Source organism: Mycobacterium talmoniae, assembly GCF_001854525.1.
GTDB classification, from domain to species: Bacteria; Actinomycetota; Actinomycetes; order Mycobacteriales; family Mycobacteriaceae; genus Mycobacterium; species Mycobacterium talmoniae.
The window spans coordinates 14,019-31,371 of sequence record NZ_MLQM01000044.1; the positions used below are offsets into that span (position 1 = coordinate 14,019).

At 68.6% G+C, this 17,353-nt stretch carries 18 protein-coding genes and 2 pseudogenes; 11 read left to right on the forward strand and 9 right to left on the reverse strand.

The features are described from left to right. Window positions 1–80 precede the first annotated feature (80 nt). Together sucD and sucC are read right to left on the reverse strand one after the other, a co-directional pair. Window positions 81–983, reverse strand: coding sequence for a succinate--CoA ligase subunit alpha (sucD, locus tag BKN37_RS10650; protein WP_071025318.1), 903 nt, complete (start codon window positions 981–983; stop codon window positions 81–83). Window positions 984–987: 4 nt separating this feature from the next. Beyond that, window positions 988–2,163: an ADP-forming succinate--CoA ligase subunit beta gene (gene sucC / locus BKN37_RS10655; RefSeq protein WP_071025320.1), complete on the reverse strand. Its 1,176-nt coding sequence runs from the start codon at window positions 2,161–2,163 to the stop codon at window positions 988–990. Between the two features lie 259 nt (window positions 2,164–2,422). On the opposite strand from sucC, the gene BKN37_RS10660 reads away from it, so the two are divergent. The 7 genes from BKN37_RS10660 (at window position 2,423) to BKN37_RS10690 (ending at window position 7,076) form a co-directional block, all read left to right on the forward strand. Next, complete coding sequence (locus BKN37_RS10660) at window positions 2,423–3,352, forward strand: M23 family metallopeptidase (RefSeq protein ID WP_071025322.1); 930 nt, start codon at window positions 2,423–2,425, stop codon at window positions 3,350–3,352. 9 nt (window positions 3,353–3,361) lie between these two features. Then, the gene (locus tag BKN37_RS10665; RefSeq protein ID WP_071025324.1) at window positions 3,362–3,931 is read left to right on the forward strand and encodes a hypothetical protein; all 570 of its coding nucleotides are present in this window, start codon (window positions 3,362–3,364) and stop codon (window positions 3,929–3,931) included. Between the two features lie 163 nt (window positions 3,932–4,094). Next, entirely contained in the window at window positions 4,095–4,634 is a 540-nt protein-coding gene (locus BKN37_RS10670; protein WP_071025326.1) for a hypothetical protein, read from the forward strand. Further along, complete coding sequence (locus BKN37_RS10675; protein ID WP_131823563.1) at window positions 4,628–5,308, forward strand: hypothetical protein; 681 nt, start codon at window positions 4,628–4,630, stop codon at window positions 5,306–5,308. The genes BKN37_RS10670 and BKN37_RS10675 overlap by 7 nt, the downstream gene beginning before the upstream one ends. Continuing rightward, window positions 5,257–5,871, forward strand: a complete 615-nt coding sequence (locus tag BKN37_RS10680) for a hypothetical protein (RefSeq protein WP_131823564.1) — start codon at window positions 5,257–5,259, stop codon at window positions 5,869–5,871. Before BKN37_RS10675 ends, BKN37_RS10680 begins: the two co-directional genes overlap by 52 nt. Window positions 5,872–6,001: 130 nt before the next feature. Beyond that, a complete protein-coding gene (locus BKN37_RS28840; protein WP_207547231.1) occupies window positions 6,002–6,493 on the forward strand; it encodes a hypothetical protein in 492 nt (163 codons plus the stop codon). Window positions 6,494–6,575: 82 nt separating this feature from the next. Beyond that, window positions 6,576–7,076, forward strand: coding sequence for a hypothetical protein (locus BKN37_RS10690; protein WP_071025334.1), 501 nt, complete (start codon window positions 6,576–6,578; stop codon window positions 7,074–7,076). Between the two features lie 20 nt (window positions 7,077–7,096). Here the strand turns inward: BKN37_RS10690 and pcrA are convergent, their stop codons facing one another. Further along, a complete protein-coding gene (pcrA, locus tag BKN37_RS10695; protein WP_071025337.1) occupies window positions 7,097–9,421 on the reverse strand; it encodes a DNA helicase PcrA in 2,325 nt (774 codons plus the stop codon). A gap of 200 nt (window positions 9,422–9,621) precedes the next feature. Here pcrA and BKN37_RS10700 point away from each other — a divergent pair, with 200 nt between their 5' ends. Continuing rightward, window positions 9,622–9,930, forward strand: a complete 309-nt coding sequence (locus BKN37_RS10700) for a chorismate mutase (RefSeq protein ID WP_083341714.1) — start codon at window positions 9,622–9,624, stop codon at window positions 9,928–9,930. Window positions 9,931–10,027: 97 nt separating this feature from the next. Here the strand turns inward: BKN37_RS10700 and BKN37_RS10705 are convergent, their stop codons facing one another. Beyond that, complete coding sequence (locus tag BKN37_RS10705; RefSeq protein ID WP_071025341.1) at window positions 10,028–11,473, reverse strand: NAD-dependent succinate-semialdehyde dehydrogenase; 1,446 nt, start codon at window positions 11,471–11,473, stop codon at window positions 10,028–10,030. Window positions 11,474–11,523: 50 nt separating this feature from the next. Between BKN37_RS10705 and pgi the strand changes: the two genes are divergently transcribed. Next, entirely contained in the window at window positions 11,524–13,188 is a 1,665-nt protein-coding gene (pgi, locus tag BKN37_RS10710; RefSeq protein WP_071025343.1) for a glucose-6-phosphate isomerase, read from the forward strand. Between the two features lie 89 nt (window positions 13,189–13,277). Here the strand turns inward: pgi and BKN37_RS10715 are convergent, their stop codons facing one another. From BKN37_RS10715 to cobF, 5 genes and pseudogenes are all read right to left on the reverse strand, one after another. Then, the gene (locus tag BKN37_RS10715) at window positions 13,278–14,027 is read right to left on the reverse strand and encodes an SDR family oxidoreductase (RefSeq protein ID WP_071025345.1); all 750 of its coding nucleotides are present in this window, start codon (window positions 14,025–14,027) and stop codon (window positions 13,278–13,280) included. Between the two features lie 50 nt (window positions 14,028–14,077). Further along, entirely contained in the window at window positions 14,078–14,545 is a 468-nt protein-coding gene (locus BKN37_RS29845; RefSeq protein WP_170111458.1) for a zinc finger domain-containing protein, read from the reverse strand. Between the two features lie 129 nt (window positions 14,546–14,674). Continuing rightward, window positions 14,675–15,037: pseudogene (locus BKN37_RS29850) on the reverse strand (DNA-formamidopyrimidine glycosylase family protein); the annotation flags it as partial. Next, complete coding sequence (locus tag BKN37_RS10725; protein ID WP_071025349.1) at window positions 14,947–15,345, reverse strand: phage holin family protein; 399 nt, start codon at window positions 15,343–15,345, stop codon at window positions 14,947–14,949. The gene BKN37_RS10725 and the pseudogene BKN37_RS29850, both read right to left, overlap by 91 nt. 9 nt (window positions 15,346–15,354) lie before the next feature. Further along, on the reverse strand, window positions 15,355–16,095 hold the full coding sequence (gene cobF / locus BKN37_RS10730) for a precorrin-6A synthase (deacetylating) (RefSeq protein ID WP_071025352.1): 741 nt from the start codon (window positions 16,093–16,095) through the stop codon (window positions 15,355–15,357). A gap of 114 nt (window positions 16,096–16,209) precedes the next feature. On the opposite strand from cobF, the gene BKN37_RS10735 reads away from it, so the two are divergent. Then, window positions 16,210–17,115 carry an AurF N-oxygenase family protein gene (locus BKN37_RS10735; RefSeq protein WP_071025354.1) on the forward strand — a complete coding sequence of 302 codons (906 nt, stop codon included), beginning with the start codon at window positions 16,210–16,212 and terminating at the stop codon, window positions 17,113–17,115. Continuing rightward, window positions 17,112–17,353 (forward strand): annotated as a pseudogene (locus BKN37_RS10740) (DUF4873 domain-containing protein); the annotation flags it as partial. The gene BKN37_RS10735 and the pseudogene BKN37_RS10740, both read left to right, overlap by 4 nt.

Consider the following 17,353-nt stretch of genomic DNA (forward strand, 5'->3'; position numbering starts at 1 on the left):
ACGCAGAATCGCATTCCCGGACCGGTCCGGGTGCGATTCTGCGTCTGCTCGCGGGAAAACCGGGGAAACGGGGGAAACCGTTACAGGCTCTCCAGGATCTGGCGGGCCAGCGCCGCGGTTTCCGACGGGGTTTTGCCCACCTTCACCCCGGCAGCCTCGAGGGCCTCCTTCTTGGCCGCCGCGGTGCCCGACGACCCGGACACGATCGCCCCGGCGTGCCCCATCGTCTTGCCCTCGGGCGCAGTGAATCCGGCGACGTAGCCGACCACCGGCTTGGACACGTTGGCCTTGATGAACTCGGCGGCCCGCTCCTCGGCGTCCCCACCGATCTCGCCGATCATCACGATGACCTTGGTTTCGGGGTCCTTCTCGAAGGCCTCGATGGCGTCGATGTGGGTGGTGCCGATGACCGGGTCACCGCCGATGCCGATGGACGTGGAGAACCCGAAATCGCGCAGCTCGTACATCATCTGGTAGGTCAAGGTGCCCGACTTGGACACCAACCCGACCGGACCCGAGCCGGTGATGTTGGCCGGGGTGATGCCGACCAGCGCCTGGCCCGGGGTGATGATGCCCGGACAGTTGGGGCCGATGATGCGGGTCTTGTTGCCCTTGTCCACGTTGTAGGCCCACGCGTAGGCGCTGTCTTGCACCGGGATGCCCTCGGTGATGACCACCAGCAGCGGGATCTCCGCGTCGATCGCCTCGACGATGGCGTCCTTGGCGAACTTGGGCGGCACGAAGATGATCGACACGTCGGCGCCGGTCTTCTCCATGGCCTCGGACACGCTGCCGAACACCGGCAGCTTGATCAGCCGGCCGCCCTTGTCCTCGTGCGACACGGTGGTGCCGGCCTTGCGGGCGTTGACCCCGCCGACGATCTGGGTGCCGGCCTTGAGCATCCGCGCGGTGTGGATGGTGGCCTCACTGCCGGTAATGCCCTGGACGATGACCTTGCTGTCCTTGTTGATGAAGATCGACATCGCCTTACGCGTCCTTTCCGGCGTTGGCCAGCTGGGCCGCCTTGTCGGCGGCCTCGTCCATGGTGGCAACCAACGTCACCAGCGGGTGGTTGGCCTCGGCCAGGATGCGCCGACCTTCGTCGACGTTGTTGCCGTCCAGGCGCACCACCAGCGGCTTGGTGGCGGCGTCACCGAGAATCTGCAACGCCTTGACGATGCCGGTGGCGACCGCGTCACACGCGGTGATCCCACCGAACACGTTGACGAACACGCTCTTGACCTGATCATCGCCCAAGATGACGTCCAACCCGGCGGCCATCACCTCGGCCGACGCGCCGCCACCGATGTCGAGGAAGTTGGCCGGCTTGACCCCGCCGTGCTTCTCCCCCGCGTACGCGACCACGTCCAGCGTCGACATCACCAGGCCGGCGCCGTTGCCGATGATCCCGACCTGACCGTCCAGCTTGACGTAGTTGAGGTTGTTCTCCTTGGCCTTGAGCTCCAGCGGATCGGTGGCCTCGCGGTCCTCGAACTCGGCGTGGCCGGGCTGCCGGAAGTCGGCGTTGGCGTCCAGCGTGACCTTGCCGTCCAGCGCCAGGATCTGGTCGTCGGGGGTGCGCACCAGCGGGTTGACCTCCACCAGGGTGGCGTCCTCGGCGACGAAGACCTCCCACAGCTTCTGGATCGTCACCGCCGCCGCGTCGAGCACGTCGGCGGGCAGGTGGCCCTGCTCGGCGATGGAGCGGGCGAACGCCAGGTCCACGCCCTTGACGGCGTCGACGGGCACCTTGGCCAGCCGTTCCGGTTTGGTCGCGGCGACCTCTTCGATCTCCATGCCGCCTTCCACCGAGCACATCGCCAGGTAGGTGCGGTTGGCCCGATCGAGCAGGAAGGAGATGTAGTACTCCTCGGCGATGTCGCTGGCCTCGGCCACCAGCAGTTTCTTGACGATGTGGCCCTTGATGTCCAGACCGAGGATGTTCTTGGCGTGGGTGAGCGCGTCCTCCGGCGTAGCGGCGTACTTAACGCCCCCGGCCTTACCGCGGCCGCCTACCTTGACCTGCGCCTTGATCATCACCGGTCGGCCGATCTCGGTGGCGATGGCCTGCGCGTCCTCGGCGGAGGTGGTTACGCGGCCCGGGGTGGTGGGAACACTGTGCTTGGCGAATAACTCCTTCGCCTGATACTCGAAAAGATCCATGGCCTCACTGTCTATGGTCGGCTAACGGCTTGCTTGAGTCGCGGTCGGTTCTATGAACTTCGCCCGGGGAACTGTATCGACCTACTAGCGAGTACCCTTTGCCGCCTACCACACATGTGGCACATCTCACCGAGGATGCGAAGTGATTCAAGTCACAGGTAGAAGCGGATTTGCCGGATGACTTGCCAGTTTCGGCGGCCGGTCGCTACTCTCTCCAAGGTCTATGTAACGTTATGGTCACGACCCGAGGGATTCCAGGTTGACGCACCGCGGCTGGGCTCAGTCTCCCGATACCGGAGCCACCCGTGGATCGAACGTCCCCGCACCTAGCCGTAACGAAGTCACCGACATCATCCCGTTCGACGAGTTCGGTGATCTCGCCGAGCCGACCTTCGACGACGAAGCCGGTGTATTGCAGGCCCCCGAGTTGGATGACCTGCACGACACCGACAACCTGACCGCGCTGCCGCTGGACGCGCCGACCGTACGTCGCGGACAGCACCGCAAGCCGGCGACCAGCGCGGTCAAGGGCCGCATTCTGATCGCGGCCATGGCCGCCGGCGCGGCCTCCGCCGCGGCGCACGCCGCGCTCAGTCACTCCGCTGCCCCGTCGACGACGACGGTGCTGGCCGCCGGCGCCGCCTCGATGGGCGGCGGCACCGGGCCCACCGCCACGCAGAACATGCAGATGGTCACCGTCCGGCCCGCCGCGAACGCCGTGGTCCACGACGAGGAACTCGCCAAGGGCGTCGCCTTCGCGCAGGAACGCGCCGAACGTGAGGCGCGGCTGCAGCGGCCGTTGTACGTCCAGCCCACCCGCGGCATCTTCACCTCGGCCTTCGGCTACCGCTGGGGTGCCCTGCACGGCGGCATCGACGTGGCCAACTCCATCGGCACCCCGATCCTGGCGGTGTCCGACGGTGTCGTTATCGAGGCGGGGCCCAGCGCCGGCTACGGCATGCTGGTCAAGCTGCGTCACTTCGACGGCACGGTCACCCTGTACGGCCACGTCAACACCACCACGGTCGGCGTCGGCGAGCGGGTGATGGCCGGCGATCAGATTGCGACGATGGGCAACCGCGGCGACTCCACCGGCCCGCACCTGCATTTCGAAGTGCTGCTCAACGGCTCCAGCCGGATCGACCCGGTCCCGTGGCTGGCCAAGCGCGGCATCAACATGGGTGGCTAGCCTGGTCTGGTGACCGATTCGCACGAACCCTTCTCCGGCGCGAACCCACGCACGTCCAGCGGCCCGGTGACCGGGCCCTCCACGGGTCCCCGAACCGGCATCATCCGTCGGGCCCCCACCGGGGCGATACCGATCCCGACCACCCGGGTTGCCCAGCACCGGCCACCACCCGCGCCGGCGCCCGTGCCCTACGGGGGCCCCGCCGTGCCGGAGTCCAGCGGCAAAACGGCCATCGCCACCAGCGCCGTCACCATCCTCAGCGGCTGGGCGACCGCGGTGGTGGCCACCGACCTGATCGCGGGGTGGTGGGGGTCGGACCGCCTGTTCTGCGTCGCGGTCGGGTTTCTGACGTTGGTGTTCGCGGCGACCACGGTGTCCGGGGTGATCCTGCTGCTGCGGCGCCAACCTTATGGCCGCTACCTGATCGCGGTCGGCGCCGTGATCGCCTTGTTGACGTTCGGCAGCGTGTTCATCGCGGGTGCCCGGGTGCCGTGGATCGTGCACACCATCCCCGTGCTGCAAATCGCCAGCGGGGTGCTCGCACTGCTGCCCGCCACCAAACGCTGGCTGGTCGGCTGAGCCCGGCCCGCCCCGGCCCGAAATTCGCGGCCACCGCAGCCACCTGCCCCTGATAGCGTTCATCAGCATGAACCCTTGGCAGCCGCCCGGCCAACCGGGTTGGGGTCTCACGACGCCTCCAGGACCGTACGGTCCTCCGCCGGGACAGTACGGTCCGCCGCCGGTGGGCGGCCCCTACCCCGGGGCTCCCTACCCACCGCCGGGCTACCCGGGTGCCGCACCCAGTGGCGGGACCGCGATCGCGGCCGCCGTGTTGAGTTTCCTGGGCGCGGTGGCCTCCGGCGTCGGGGTCATCGGGACGGCCATCGCGTTGAGCGCACCGTGGGCGAAATACGCCAGCACCGGCTACTTCGCCTTCTCCGCTCTGGTCTCGCTGGCGCTGGCCGCGGCGCTGACGACCGGGGGGATCCTGCTGCTGCGCCGCCGCCTGGTGGGCCGGACCGTCATTGCCGGGGCGTGCGCGGCGGCGATGCTGATCGCACTGATCGGTTTCGCCTACGGCCAACACATGCTGCACAACATTTCCAGCGAATACGGCATGCCGGTCAACAGCGCGGCGGGCCTGGGCTATGGGATGGGCGGCCTGCTGTTCAACCTGGTGATGCCGGCGATCACGATGGCGCTCGCGCTGGTGCCGTCCACCCGGCTGTGGTGCTTGGCGTCCCCGGCGCGGACCGGCGCACCGGCGCCCGGTCCATGGTGACACCCTGGCAGGGGCCGCCCGGACAGCCGGGGTGGGGCCCCAACCCGGGGCCGAATCCGTACGGCGCCCCCGCGGGAAATCCGTATGGCCAACCGGCGAATCCCTATGGCCAGGTAGGGAATCCCTATGGCCAGGCGGGGAATCCGTATAGCCCCGCGGCGGGCACCCCCTACGGTCAGGCGGGCTATCCCCCGCTGGGCGCCGCCCTGCAGCCCAGCGGCGCGACGGCCATCACCGCCGCGATCTTGAGCTTCCTCGGCAGTCTCGTGCACGGGATCGGCGCCCTCGGCAGCCTGTTGGGGCTCGCCTCGCCGCTCACCAAGTACAGCAACGTGTCCGGTGGCTTCTTCGCGTTGCTGGCGGTGGTATCCGGTGCCGTCGCCGCCGGCCTTCTGGTCGGCGGCATCATGCTGCTGCGCCGCCAGTTCACCGGACGAATGGTGATCGCGGTGTCGTGTGGGGCCGTCATCCTGATGGCGATCGCGAGTTACGCCTTCTCCGAACATCTGTTGCGCGGGTACGGAGTTACCGGCTTCACCAGCAGCGCGGTCGGCTTGCTGCTGAACACGGTGATGCCGGGTGTGACGATGACGCTGGCGCTGGTGGGACCGACCCGGCGGTGGTGCCTGACCAAACCGCCGAGCCTGCCCGCGCCGCCGCCCGGCGCGTGGTGATGGACCCCTGGCCGGGCCAACCGGGTTGGGGCACGCCGCCGCAGTACCCGTACCGCGGCTACCCGTATGGGCATCCACCCCAGCCTGGCCCCCCTGCACCGCCGCCCAGCGGCGCCACCGCCATCACCGCGGCGGTGTTGAGTTTTCTCGGCAGCGCCGCCAACGGGGTAGGCGTCATTTCGGGCGTCGTCGTGGTGTGGTCGTCGTTGATCGGGGAGTCCCTGGCGGCAGCCGCCGGCCTGAACGTCGGCTTCTTTGTGTTCTTGACCCTGGTCTCGTGCGTACTGGCCGTAGCGCTGCTCGTCGGCGGGATCCTGCTGCTCCGCCGGAAACTGGCCGGACGGCTGGTCATCGCCGTGGCGTGCGGGATCGCCATCGCGATGGCGCTCATCAGTTTCGGCTATACCCAAAACGCAATGCGCGACTACGCGTTTGCGGCCTCAACCTACGGGCTACCCGGCCTGGCGCTGAACCTGGTGATGCCGGCGGTGACGATGACGCTGGCGCTGGTGCCGCCCACCCACCGCTGGTGTGTAGCAAGGCGACCACCGCCGCCGTGGTGACCGGCTCACCGCCGTGGACATGCGCACGCCAGATCGGCAATCGACGTTTGTGTGCTGTACCCGGCCTCCCCTGATAGCGTGCGCGGCTATGAACCCTCGGCAGCAGCCGCCCGGTCAGCCGGGCTGGGCCATGCCACCAGCACAGCCCGGCTACCCGCGCCCCAGCGGCGCCACCGCCATCACCGCGGCGGTGTTGAGTTTTCTTGGTTGCGCGATCTATGTCGTTGCCTCGGTGTCGCTTCTCGCAACGGTTACGCGACGCCGAAATCGCATGCCTGTCGACGGGACCCATTTCCTTGTGTTCGTGGGGGTGGTGTCGTTCGCGGTCGCGGTGGCGCTTCTCGTCGGCGGAATCATGTTGCTGTGCCGACGGCTGTCCGGCCGGATCGTCCTGATCATTACCTGCGCGACCTCGATCGCGATGCAAATCGTCGCGTTGGTGTTCGCCGAACTGATCCGTAGTGCACACAAGCATTACGCGGCGCCGCTACACGCGGCCATCATCGGCATCGTTGTCACCGCGACGATCGGAGCACCGATAATTATCGCTGCATCGGTAGCACCCACCAAGCGCTGGTGTTTGGCGAGGCGGGCGAGCGCGCCGCCGCCCACAGTGTGGTGAGCAAAAGTGTGGTTACCCACCGGGCGGCCGCGCTGACGAACACTGGCCTCCCGCTGGGGGCACGCTGCTAGCGTTCAGTGGCATGGATCCGTCCCAGCCGGAGCCCGGTGACGGCACTCCGCCGCGCTACGAGTCACCGCCCAGCAGGGGTACCGCCCTCACCGCCGGGACCCTGAGCCTGCTGGGCGGCATCGCCAATGGCCTCGCCGCCATTTCCAACATCATGTTGGTCGGATCCCCGGAGTTGGAGTCCGCCGGCCTGAGCACGGGCTACTTCGGGTTCGTCGGCCTGGCGGCGTTCGTCATTGCGATCGCACTCCTGGTAGGGGGCATCATGCTGCTGCGCCGGCGCAGCGCCGGTAGGTTGATCATCGTCACAGGATGCGTGGGCGCCGTCCTGCTCAACCTGGTCAATTTTGCCTATTCTCAAGACCTTTCGCAAAAGTATGGGCCTGAGATCGCGATCGGCGTGCCCAGGCTGGTGGTGGGCATCAGCGTGGCGTCCGTGACGGCGATGCTGGCCCTCGCGGCCTCCACCGAACGGTGGTGCCGGGCCGGTCACGCAAACCGCGCGGTCAGCTGACCCGACCGATCGCGAACTACCTACAGCTTGGTGATCGGGGCGTGGTTGTGCATCAGCTTGACCCGCCCGGAACTGCCGAAGTCGATCAGCGACATCGCCGATTCCCCGACACCGGAGACTTCCTCTACCCGGCCCAGCCCGTACTTGTCGTGCGTCACCCGATCCCCGGGTTCCAGCACCACCAGCGGGCGCTTGCTGGCGCTGCGCGTCGGGGACGGGCGCGGGGCACCGAAGCGGCCGGCGCCGCTGACCGGGGCGGAATACGACGGGGTGGGGTCGGTGCGCCGCCAGTCGATGAGCTCGGCCGGGATCTCCTGCAGGAAACGGGATTCCGGGTTCACCATGGGCTGGCCCCACGAGGAACGCACCTTGGCGCGGCTGACATAGAGCCGTCGGCGCGCCCGGGTGATGCCGACGTAGGCCAGCCGCCGCTCCTCGGAGAGTTCGCGCGGGTCGCCCAGTGCCCGCATGTGCGGGAACATGCCGTCCTCCCAGCCGGTCACAAACACCACCGGGAACTCCAACCCCTTGGCGGTGTGCAACGTCATCAAGGTGACCACGCCGGCGCCGTGCTCGGGGATCTCGTCGGCGTCGGCGACCAGCGACACCCGTTCCAAGAACTCGGCCAGCAGACCGGTGTCGGGCACGTCTTCGTCGTCCGGGGCGTCCAACGACTCCTCCAACGCCGCCGCGTTGGCCCGGTCGATGGCGAATTCGTGTGCGACGCTGACGAGTTCATTGAGGTTGTCCAGCCGGGCCAGATCCTGCGGGTCGTGCGAGGACTCCAGTTCCCGGCGGTAGCCGGTGCGGTCCAACACCGCCTCGACCAACTCGCCGAGATCCCCGTCCAGGCCGCCCCGCAGCTCGTCGAGCATCTCGACGAACCCGGCGATCGCCTTCTCGGAGCGGGTGTTGAGCATCGGCACCTTGCCGTCGGCGGCGGCGGCCAACGCGTCGGCGAAGCCGGCACCGGTGTTCTCGGCGTACACCGCGACGCAGGCTTCGGCACGGTCCCCGATCCCGCGGCGCGGGGTGTTCAGGATGCGTCGCAGGCTCACCGTGTCGCCGGGGTTGTCCAGCACCCGCAGGTAGGCGACGATGTCGCGGATCTCCTTGCGCTCGTAGAACCGCACGCCGCCCACGACCTTGTACGGGATGCCGGCCCGGATGAACACCTCTTCTAACGACCGCGAGGAGTTGTTGGTCCGGTAGAACACCGCGACGTCGTTGTAGGTGATCTCCCCGCCGTCGGCGAGGGCGTCGATCTCCTGGGCGACGAACCGGGCCTCGTCGTGCTCGTTGTCGGCGACGTAGCCGACGATCAGCTCGCCTTCCCCGGCGTCGGTCCACAACCGCTTTTCGCGGCGCCCGGCGTTGCGGGCGATCACCGAGTTGGCCGCCGACAGGATGTTTTGGGTGGAGCGGTAGTTCTGCTCCAGCAGGATGGTGGTCGCGTCGGGGTAGTCGCGTTCGAAGTCTTCGATATTGCGGATGGTGGCGCCACGGAACGCGTAGATCGACTGGTCGGCGTCCCCGACGACGCACAGTTCCGCCGGCGGCACCCCGTCATCGGCGGCACCGTGCCCGGTAAGTTCGCGCACCAGCACGTACTGGGCGTGGTTGGTGTCCTGGTATTCGTCGACCAGGATGTGCCGGAACCGGCGCCGATAGTGCTGGGCGACCTGGTCGAAGGCCTGCAGCACCCCGACCGTCTCGCCGATCAGGTCGTCGAAATCCAGCGCGTTGGCCGCCCGCAGCCGGCGCTGGTATTCGGCGTAGACGGTGGCGATGACCTGGGTCAGGTCGTCGGAGGCGTCGGTGAGGTTGGCGACCGCCTGGTCGGGGTCGATCAGCTCGTTCTTCAGGTTGGAGATGCCGGTGGCCAGCAGCCGCGGCGAGTGCCGCTTGACGTCCAGGCCCATGTCACGGCCGATCATCAGCAGCAGCCGCCGCGAATCGTCGGCGTCATAGATCGAGAAATTGGAGTTCAGCCCCGGGATCAGCGCCGCCTGGTTGCGCAGGATCCGCACGCACATCGAGTGAAACGTCGACACCCACATGGCGCGGGCCCGCGCGCCGACCAGACCCACCACCCGTTCGCGCATCTCGGCGGCGGCCTTGTTGGTGAAGGTGATGGCCAGCACCTGCCCGACCCCGACGTCGCGCGCCGCCAGCAGGTAGGCGATGCGCCGGGTCAACACCGCCGTCTTGCCCGAGCCCGCCCCGGCCACGATCAGCAGCGGCGAGCCCTCGTGCAGCACCGCCTGGCGCTGCTGGGGGTTCAGCCCGTCGAGCAGGTGGTCGGTGTCGAGGTCTGGCCGCGTGTCGGGAAGGTTCACACTCATCTCTGCCCTAACGTACCGCCGCCCGGTGACAGCCTTTGCGCAGGCACGGCCCTTAGTGGCAGACTCAATTCGTGCTCAACGCGCAGCTTCGATTTTTCTACGGGTACCGGCCAGCGGTGCCCGTGGTGTAGCTGCTTCCTAGAGCCCCGCGGTCCGCGTCCGGATCCGGGGCTCGTCTGTTGTGTGAAGCCGGGATGCGGATGGGACCAGAAGCCACCAACAGCGAGAATCCGGAGACCCCACCCATGACTGTAGAAGCCGCGCAGCTCCCCGATATCGATGAGCTGCGGCAGGAGATCGACCACCTGGACGCGACCATTCTGGCCGCGGTCAAGCGCCGCACCGAGGTGTCCCAGCAGATCGGCAAGGCGCGGATGGCCTCGGGCGGCACCCGGCTGGTGCACAGCCGGGAGATGAAGGTCATCGAGCGCTACAGCGAGCTCGGCCCGGACGGCAAGGACCTGGCGATGCTGCTGCTGCGGATGGGTCGCGGTCGGCTCGGCCACTAAGGGGCCCGCTTCCTGCACCGAGATCGACGTTCGCGTGACGTCCACTCGCAATTCCGCCCGCAAACGTCGATCTCGCCGCAAGGCGGAGGCGTGAAAGCTAGCCGGGCAGCGCGATGTACTTGGTCTCCAGGTACTCCTCGATGCCCTCGAAGCCGCCTTCGCGGCCGAACCCGGATTGCTTGACGCCGCCGAACGGCGCGGCGGGGTCGGAGATCACCCCCCGGTTGACCCCGACCATCCCGGACTCGACGGTCTCGGCGACCCGCAGCGCACGGTCCAGCGACCGGGTGTAGATGTAGGCCGCCAGGCCGTACTCGGTGGCGTTGGCGGCGGCCACCGCCTCGTCCTCGGTGTCGAACCCGGCGATCGGCGCGACCGGGCCGAACACCTCCTCGCGCAGGATCCGGGCGTCGGCGGGGACGTCGGTCAGCACGGTGGCCGGGTAGAAATGGCCGGGCCCGCCCGGCGCGTCGCCGCCGAGCGCGACGGTCGCACCGCGCGACACCGCGTCGGCGACCAGGTCCTGCACGATCGCCAGCTGCTTGGCGCTGACCAGCGGGCCCAGCGTCGCGGCCGGGTCCAGGCCGCGGCCCAGGGTGAACTCCCTCATCCGCTTGACCAGCTTGTCGGTGAACTCCGCGCGGACCGCGTTGGCGACATGGAACCGGTTGGCCGCGGTGCAGGCCTCGCCGCCGTTGCGCATCTTGGCCTGGATCGCGCCGTCGACCGCGGCGTCGAGGTCGGCGTCGTCGAACACCACGAACGGGGCGTTGCCGCCCAGTTCCAGCGACAGCCGCAGCAGCTGGTCGGAGGCCTGTTTGGCCAGGGCGCGGCCCACCCCGGTGGAGCCGGTGAAGGTCAGCTTGCGGATCCGGCCGTCATCGAGCAGCGCGGTGGTCAGCGCGCCCGGATCGCTGGTCGGCAGCACCGACAGCACCCCCTTGGGCAGCCCGGCCTCATCCATCAGCTGGGCCAGCAGCAGCATGGTCAGCGGGGTCTCCTGCGCCGGTTTGACGACGATGGTGTTGCCCGCGGCCAGTGCCGGACCGATCTTGCGGGTGCCCATCGCCAGCGGGAAGTTCCACGGGGTGATGGCCAGGCACGGGCCGACCGGGGCCTTGGTCACCACGATGCGCCCGCCCCCGGCGGGGCTGGGCGCGTAGCGCCCGCCGATGCGGACGGCCTCTTCGGCGAACCACCGGAAGAACTCGGCGCCGTAGGCCACCTCGCGCTGGCTCTCGGTGAACACCTTGCCCATCTCGAGGGTCATCACGGTCGCGATGTCGTCGGCGCGGGCGGTGATCGCCTCGAACACCGCGCGCAGGATCTCGCCGCGCTCCCGGGGCGGGGTGGCCGCCCAGTCGGCTTGTACCGCGGCGGCGGCGTCCAGCGCGGCGACCCCGTCGGCCGCCGACGCGTCCGCGACGGTGGTCAGCACCTCGCCGCTGGACGGGTCGACGACCTCGAACCGCGCCGAGCCTTCTCGTTGCTCACCGCCGATCCACAGTCCGGTCGGTACCGACGCCAGCAGCCGTTGCATCATGGCTCCATCATTTACGCCGCGGCCCGAACCGCCGCATTAGGGTCGGAACTATGACCTCCGCGCACCAGCTCCCCGACATCTCGGCCACGCCCGCTTGGAACGCCCTGCGCAGCCACCACGAGCAGATCGGGGACACCCATCTGCGGCAGTTGTTCGCCGACGACCCCGACCGCGGCCACGAGCTCACCGTGACGGTGGGCGACCTGTACATCGACTACAGCAAGCACCGGATCACCCGGGAGACCATCACCCTGCTGACCGACCTGGCTCGCGCGGCCGGCCTCGAGCAGCGCCGCGACGCGATGTTCGCCGGGGCGCACATCAACACCTCCGAGAACCGGGCGGTGCTGCACACCGCGCTGCGGTTGCCGGCCGACGCCGAACTGATCGTCGACGGGCGCAACGTCGTCGCCGATGTGCACGCGGTGCTGGACGCGATGGGCGATTTCACCGACCGGCTGCGCAGCGGCGAGTGGACCGGCGCCACCGGCAAGCGCATCACCACCGTGGTCAACATCGGCATCGGCGGATCGGACCTGGGGCCGGTGATGGTGTATCAGGCGCTGCGCCACTACGCCGACGCCGGCATCTCGGCCCGGTTCGTCTCCAACGTCGACCCCGCCGACCTGATCGCCACACTGGCCGACTTAGAGCCCGCTACAACGCTTTTCATTGTCGCGTCGAAGACCTTCTCCACCTTGGAGACGCTAACCAATGCCACCGCCGCCCGGCGCTGGCTCACCGACGCGCTCGGCGATGCCGCGGTGGCGCAGCACTTCGTCGCGGTCTCCACCAACAAGCGGCTGGTCGACGAATTCGGCATCGACACCGCCAACATGTTCGGCTTCTGGGACTGGGTGGGCGGCCGCTATTCGGTCGATTCGGCGATCGGGCTGAGCGTGATGGCCGCGATCGGCCGGGAACGCTTCGCCGACTTCCTGTCCGGCTTCCACCTCGTCGACGAGCACTTCCGCACCGCCCCGCTGGAGTCCAACGCGCCGGCGCTGCTCGGGCTGATCGAGCTGTGGTACTCCAACTTCTTCGACGCGCAATCGCGGGCGGTGCTGCCGTATTCCAACGACCTGGCCCGGTTCGCGGCGTACCTGCAGCAGCTGACGATGGAATCCAACGGCAAGTCGGTGCGCGCCGACGGCACCCCGGTCACCACCGACACCGGTGAAATCTATTGGGGCGAACCGGGAACCAACGGCCAACACGCCTTCTACCAGTTGCTGCATCAGGGCACCCGGCTGGTGCCGGCGGATTTCATCGGCTTTTCGGAGCCGCTGGACGACCTGGCCACCGCCGACGGCACCGGCAGCATGCACGACCTGCTGATGAGCAACTTCTTCGCCCAAACCCAGGTGCTGGCGTTCGGCAAGACCGCCGAGGAGATCGCCGCCGAGGGCACCCCGGCCGAGGTGGTGCCGCACAAGGTGATGCCCGGCAACCGGCCGACCACCTCGATCCTGGCCCGCAAGCTGACCCCGTCGGTGCTGGGCCAGCTGATCGCGCTCTACGAGCATCAGGTGTTCACCGAGGGTGTGGTGTGGGGCATCGACTCGTTCGACCAGTGGGGGGTGGAGCTGGGCAAGACCCAGGCCAAGGCGCTGCTGCCGGTGATCACCGGCGACGGGTCACCGGGTCGGCAGTCGGACAGCTCCACCGACGCGCTGGTGCGCCGCTACCGCGTCGAGCGCGGCCGCGCGGGCTGAGCGGGGCTAGCCCACCCCGCGAGAGGGAATCTGGCGACGCGACACGCCGTGCGAGCGTCGCAGGATTCCCACTCGCGGTGAAGGGGGCCTCAGGCGAAGGGTTTGGTCAGCCGCGGCGGCAGCACCCGCAGCAGCTGCACCAGCGGCGCCCACGGCCAGGCCGGCACCACCGCGCGCCCGGTTTCCCGTTCGATCGCGCCCACCATGGCCTTGACCCCGGTGTCGTTGTCCACCATCAGCAGGGTCGATGCCGACTTCGCGGTCATCTCCGACTCGATGTAGCCCGGCTCCAGCACGGTGACCTTGATCGGGCCGCTCGGGTACTCGGCGCGCAGCGACTCCCCCAGCGACGACACCCCGGCCTTGCTGGCGGCATAGGCGGCCTTGACGCCCGGCACGCCCTTGTTGCCCAGCACCGAGGAGATCAGCACCAGGTGTCCGGCGCCGGCCTTGGTGAACATCTCCAGCGCAGTCTCGATCTGCACCAGCGCCGACACCAGGTTGGTCTGGAGGGTGGCCTTATTGGCCCACAGCTTGCCCGAGCCCAGCCGCGCGCCCTTGCCGATACCGGCGTTGACGATGACCCGGTCGATGCCGCCCAGCGTGTCGGCGAGTTCGGCGAACACCTTGGGCACCTGGTCGTGGTCGTCGACGTCGAGCGCGGCGACGGCCACGGTGATGTTCGGGTGCTTGCGCGTCAGCTCGTCTTTGAGCTCATCGAGGCGGTCGATGCGGCGGGCGCACAGCGCCAGGTCGCGGCCCTTGGCCGCGAACGCGCGCGCCATCCCGGCGCCCAGGCCGGAGCTGGCTCCGGTGATGAGGATCTTCTGGCGGGTCATCGGGGCAGCTTAACCCGGCTCGACAGCTGTCAAAAACCGCGGGGCCATAGCTACTTCAGCAGCCGCGACATGCGCCGGTCGGCCAGCACCTTGCCGCCGGTCTGGCAGGTCGGGCAGTACTGGAACGACTTATCGGCGAACGACACCTCCCGCACCGTGTCCCCGCACACCGGGCACGGCAAGCCGGTGCGGGCGTGCACCCGCAGCCCGGACCGCTTTTCGCCCTTGAGGGTGGCCGCCTGCTGACCGACCGAGCGGGTCACCGCGTCACCGAGCACCGACACCATCGCCGCGTGCAACCCCGCAAGCTGCTCGGCCGACAGCTTCGCGGCGGTGGCGAACGGCGAAATCCTTGCGGTATGCAGGATCTCGTCGCTGTAGGCGTTACCGATGCCGGCGATCACGTGCTGGTCGGTGAGGACGGTCTTGATCCGGCCGGTGTTGCCGGCCAACAAGGCGGCCAGCTCGTCGGCGCCGACCTGCAGCGCGTCGGGCCCCAGCGCGGCGATGCCCGGCACCTGGTGCGGGTCGTCGACCAGCCACACCGCCAACCGTTTTTGGGTGCCCGCCTCGGTGAAGTCGAAACCGGGGGTGCCCAGGTGCACCCGCAGCGCGATCGGCCCCTTGCCCGGCCGCGGCGGCGCGGCGGGCAGGTTGTCCGACCAGCGCAGCCAGCCCGCCCGGGACAGGTGCGCGATCAAGAGCAGCTCACCGGCCTGCACGCCCAGGTATTTGCCCCACCGGTGCGCGGCGGTCACGGTCTGTCCGTGCAGCGCGGTGATCGGCGGGTCGAAGGTTTTGAGCACCGACAGGGCGACCACGTCGACGCGACCGACGGTTAACCCGACGGCGTGCCGACGCAGATGGTCGGCGAGCGCTTCGACTTCGGGGAGTTCGGGCACGGCCCCAGTCTGCCCGGTTAGCGGGTGAGCCGCTTGACGTCGGGCGCCACCATCGACAGCAGCCAGCTCACCACCGACAACACGATCGCGGCCCAGATCGCCGTCCACCAGAAGTGGTCGATCTGCAGCCCCCAGTGGGTGGTGTTCTCGGTGATCCACGCGGTCAGCCACAGCATGAACGCGTTGATCACGATGTGGATCAGGCCCAGGGTGAGGATGTACAGCGGGATCGACAGGACCTGCACCACCGGTTTGATGAACGCGTTGACCAGACCGAAGATCACCGCGACCACGAAGATGATGCCGATCTTCTGCCAGGTCTCCTCGCCGCCGACAAAGCGGATCCCGTCGACGACCAGGGTGACCACCCACAACGCGAATCCGGTGAGCGCGGCACGAAGCAGGAAGGGGCCCATGCGCTGAACCTACTCCGCGGCCCGCAGCAGATAGGTGTCCATGATCCAGCCGTGTCGCGCCCGGGCCTCGGCGCGCAACTCGACGATCCGCGCGCCCACCTCCCCCACCGTGCCCGCCACCAGCAGCTCATGCTCGGTGCCCAGGTAGGCACCCCACCAGATCCGGGTCTGCGGCGGGCAGCCACGGAACGCGCAGTCGGCGTCGAGCATGACCACCGCCGAGCCGGTCAGGCCGCGCTCGCGCAGCTGCCGCCCGGTGGTGATCAGGACGGGTTCGCCGACGTCGTTGAGCGGGATCCGGTGCCGCGCGGTCAGCGCCTGCACGGCGGTGATCCCGGGGATGACGTCGTAGCGCAGCTCGATCTGCTCGGCGACGGTGTCCAGGATGCGCAGCGTGCTGTCGTACAGCGACGGATCACCCCAGGCCAGAAACGCCCCGACGCCGTCGGGGCCGAGTTCGGCGGCGATCGCCGCGGCCCAGATCCGCGCCCGGGCGACGTGCCAGTCCGCCACCGCTTGCCGGTAGTCGCCGTCTTGGGCCCGCGGCGGGTCGGGCAGCTCGACGAAGCGGTAGTCGCGATCGCGGATAAACCGCTGGCAGATGTGCCGCCGCAGCTCCAGCAGCTCGCTTTTGGTCTCGCCCTTGTCCATGGCGAAAAACACCTGGGTGTCGTTGAGCGCCTCGATGGCCTGCACGGTCAGGTAGTCGGGATGGCCCGCGCCGATGCCGATGACGTGGACCAAACGCATATCGGCAGGCTAACCAGCCAGCGGACCCGCAAAGTATCCGGTACCGTGGGTATTGACATCTTGCCGGTGTCCTTCGTAACTTCTTGAAGCACAACGGCAGCGAAGGGACGCCCCATGACGACCAGCGCAGTGAAGACAGACGGCCCGACTCGGGACGAGTTCGCCGACCGGCTGCTCAAGGGTTCGGTCAAAAAGTCCTACGCCCCGATCGTCGACATCGACTGGGACGCCCCGCTCGACGACGACAAGTTCTTCCTGCCGCCGCGGATGTGCACGCTGTACGGCACCGGCCTGTGGGAGTCGATGACCCGGGAGCAGCAGATCGAGCTGTCCCGGCAGGAATTGGTCAACATCCTGTCGGCCGGCATCTGGTTCGAGAACATCCTCAACCAGGCGCTGCTGCGCAACATGATGCACAAAAACCCCACCGCCGCCTCGACGCACTACGAGCTGACCGAGCTCGGCGACGAAACCCGCCACATGGTGATGTTCGGTAAGGCCATCGACCGGGTCGGCGGGGTGCCGGTGCGACCCAAGTTCTACCAACGCGTCGTGATCAACATGTTGCCGAAGCTGTTTCGCGGCAGTGTGTTGTGGGGCGCGGCGCTGGTCGGTGAGGAGATCTTCGACGCGCTGCAGCGCCAGATCCTCGACGACCCCGACCTGCAGCCGATCGTCCGTCGGCTGATGCGGATCCATGTCACCGAGGAGGCCCGCCACATCCAGTTCGCCCGCGACGGGCTGCGCCAGCGGGTCCCGGCGATGCCGTGGTATCGCCGGGTCTACATGGCGAACCTGCAGGGCGTCGGCGGACCGTTCTACCGCTACCTGTTCACCGTCCCGCTGGTGTACCAACGGGTCGGGCTCGACGGCCGGGAAACCCGCCGCATCGCCCGCGCCAACCCGAACTTCCACGCCAATTGCCGCTCGGCGTTCGCGCCGCTGGCCGCGTTCTTCGAGGAGGTCGGCCTGATGGGCCGGCTGAGCCGGCGGATGTGGCGGCGGGCGGGGTTCCTGTGAGCACCGGCGTCCTGGTCATCGGCGATCCCGGCCGCCTGCACGGGCTCGTCGGCTACGACACCGCGCTGCCGTCCGCGGTGACCACCCGGTTCGACAACCGCACCGACACCTGGACGGTGACCACCGCCGACGGGCAGACCCGGACCGCCCGGGTGCTGATCGACGCCACCGCGAGCGGCGACGACGTCGTCGCCGTGCACGGCATCCCCAACCGCTTCCGGATCCCCGGCCCGCACAC

Bases quoted from the DNA above. Each gene is read 5' to 3' on its own strand.
- BKN37_RS10690 (WP_071025334.1), top strand. From the start codon at position 6,576: ATGGATCCGTCCCAGCCGGAGCCCGGTGACGGCACTCCGCCGCGCTAC.
- BKN37_RS28840 (WP_207547231.1), top strand. From the start codon at position 6,002: ATGCCACCAGCACAGCCCGGCTACCCGCGCCCCAGCGGCGCCACCGCC.
- BKN37_RS10700 (WP_083341714.1), top strand. From the start codon at position 9,622: ATGGGACCAGAAGCCACCAACAGCGAGAATCCGGAGACCCCACCCATG.
- sucD (WP_071025318.1), bottom strand. From the start codon at position 983: ATGTCGATCTTCATCAACAAGGACAGCAAGGTCATCGTCCAGGGCATT.
- BKN37_RS10725 (WP_071025349.1), bottom strand. From the start codon at position 15,345: ATGGGCCCCTTCCTGCTTCGTGCCGCGCTCACCGGATTCGCGTTGTGG.
- BKN37_RS10715 (WP_071025345.1), bottom strand. From the start codon at position 14,027: ATGACCCGCCAGAAGATCCTCATCACCGGAGCCAGCTCCGGCCTGGGC.
- BKN37_RS10675 (WP_131823563.1), top strand. From the start codon at position 4,628: ATGGTGACACCCTGGCAGGGGCCGCCCGGACAGCCGGGGTGGGGCCCC.
- sucC (WP_071025320.1), bottom strand. From the start codon at position 2,163: ATGGATCTTTTCGAGTATCAGGCGAAGGAGTTATTCGCCAAGCACAGT.
- BKN37_RS10705 (WP_071025341.1), bottom strand. From the start codon at position 11,473: ATGATGCAACGGCTGCTGGCGTCGGTACCGACCGGACTGTGGATCGGC.
- cobF (WP_071025352.1), bottom strand. From the start codon at position 16,095: ATGCGTTTGGTCCACGTCATCGGCATCGGCGCGGGCCATCCCGACTAC.
- pcrA (WP_071025337.1), bottom strand. From the start codon at position 9,421: ATGAGTGTGAACCTTCCCGACACGCGGCCAGACCTCGACACCGACCAC.
- pgi (WP_071025343.1), top strand. From the start codon at position 11,524: ATGACCTCCGCGCACCAGCTCCCCGACATCTCGGCCACGCCCGCTTGG.
- BKN37_RS10735 (WP_071025354.1), top strand. From the start codon at position 16,210: ATGACGACCAGCGCAGTGAAGACAGACGGCCCGACTCGGGACGAGTTC.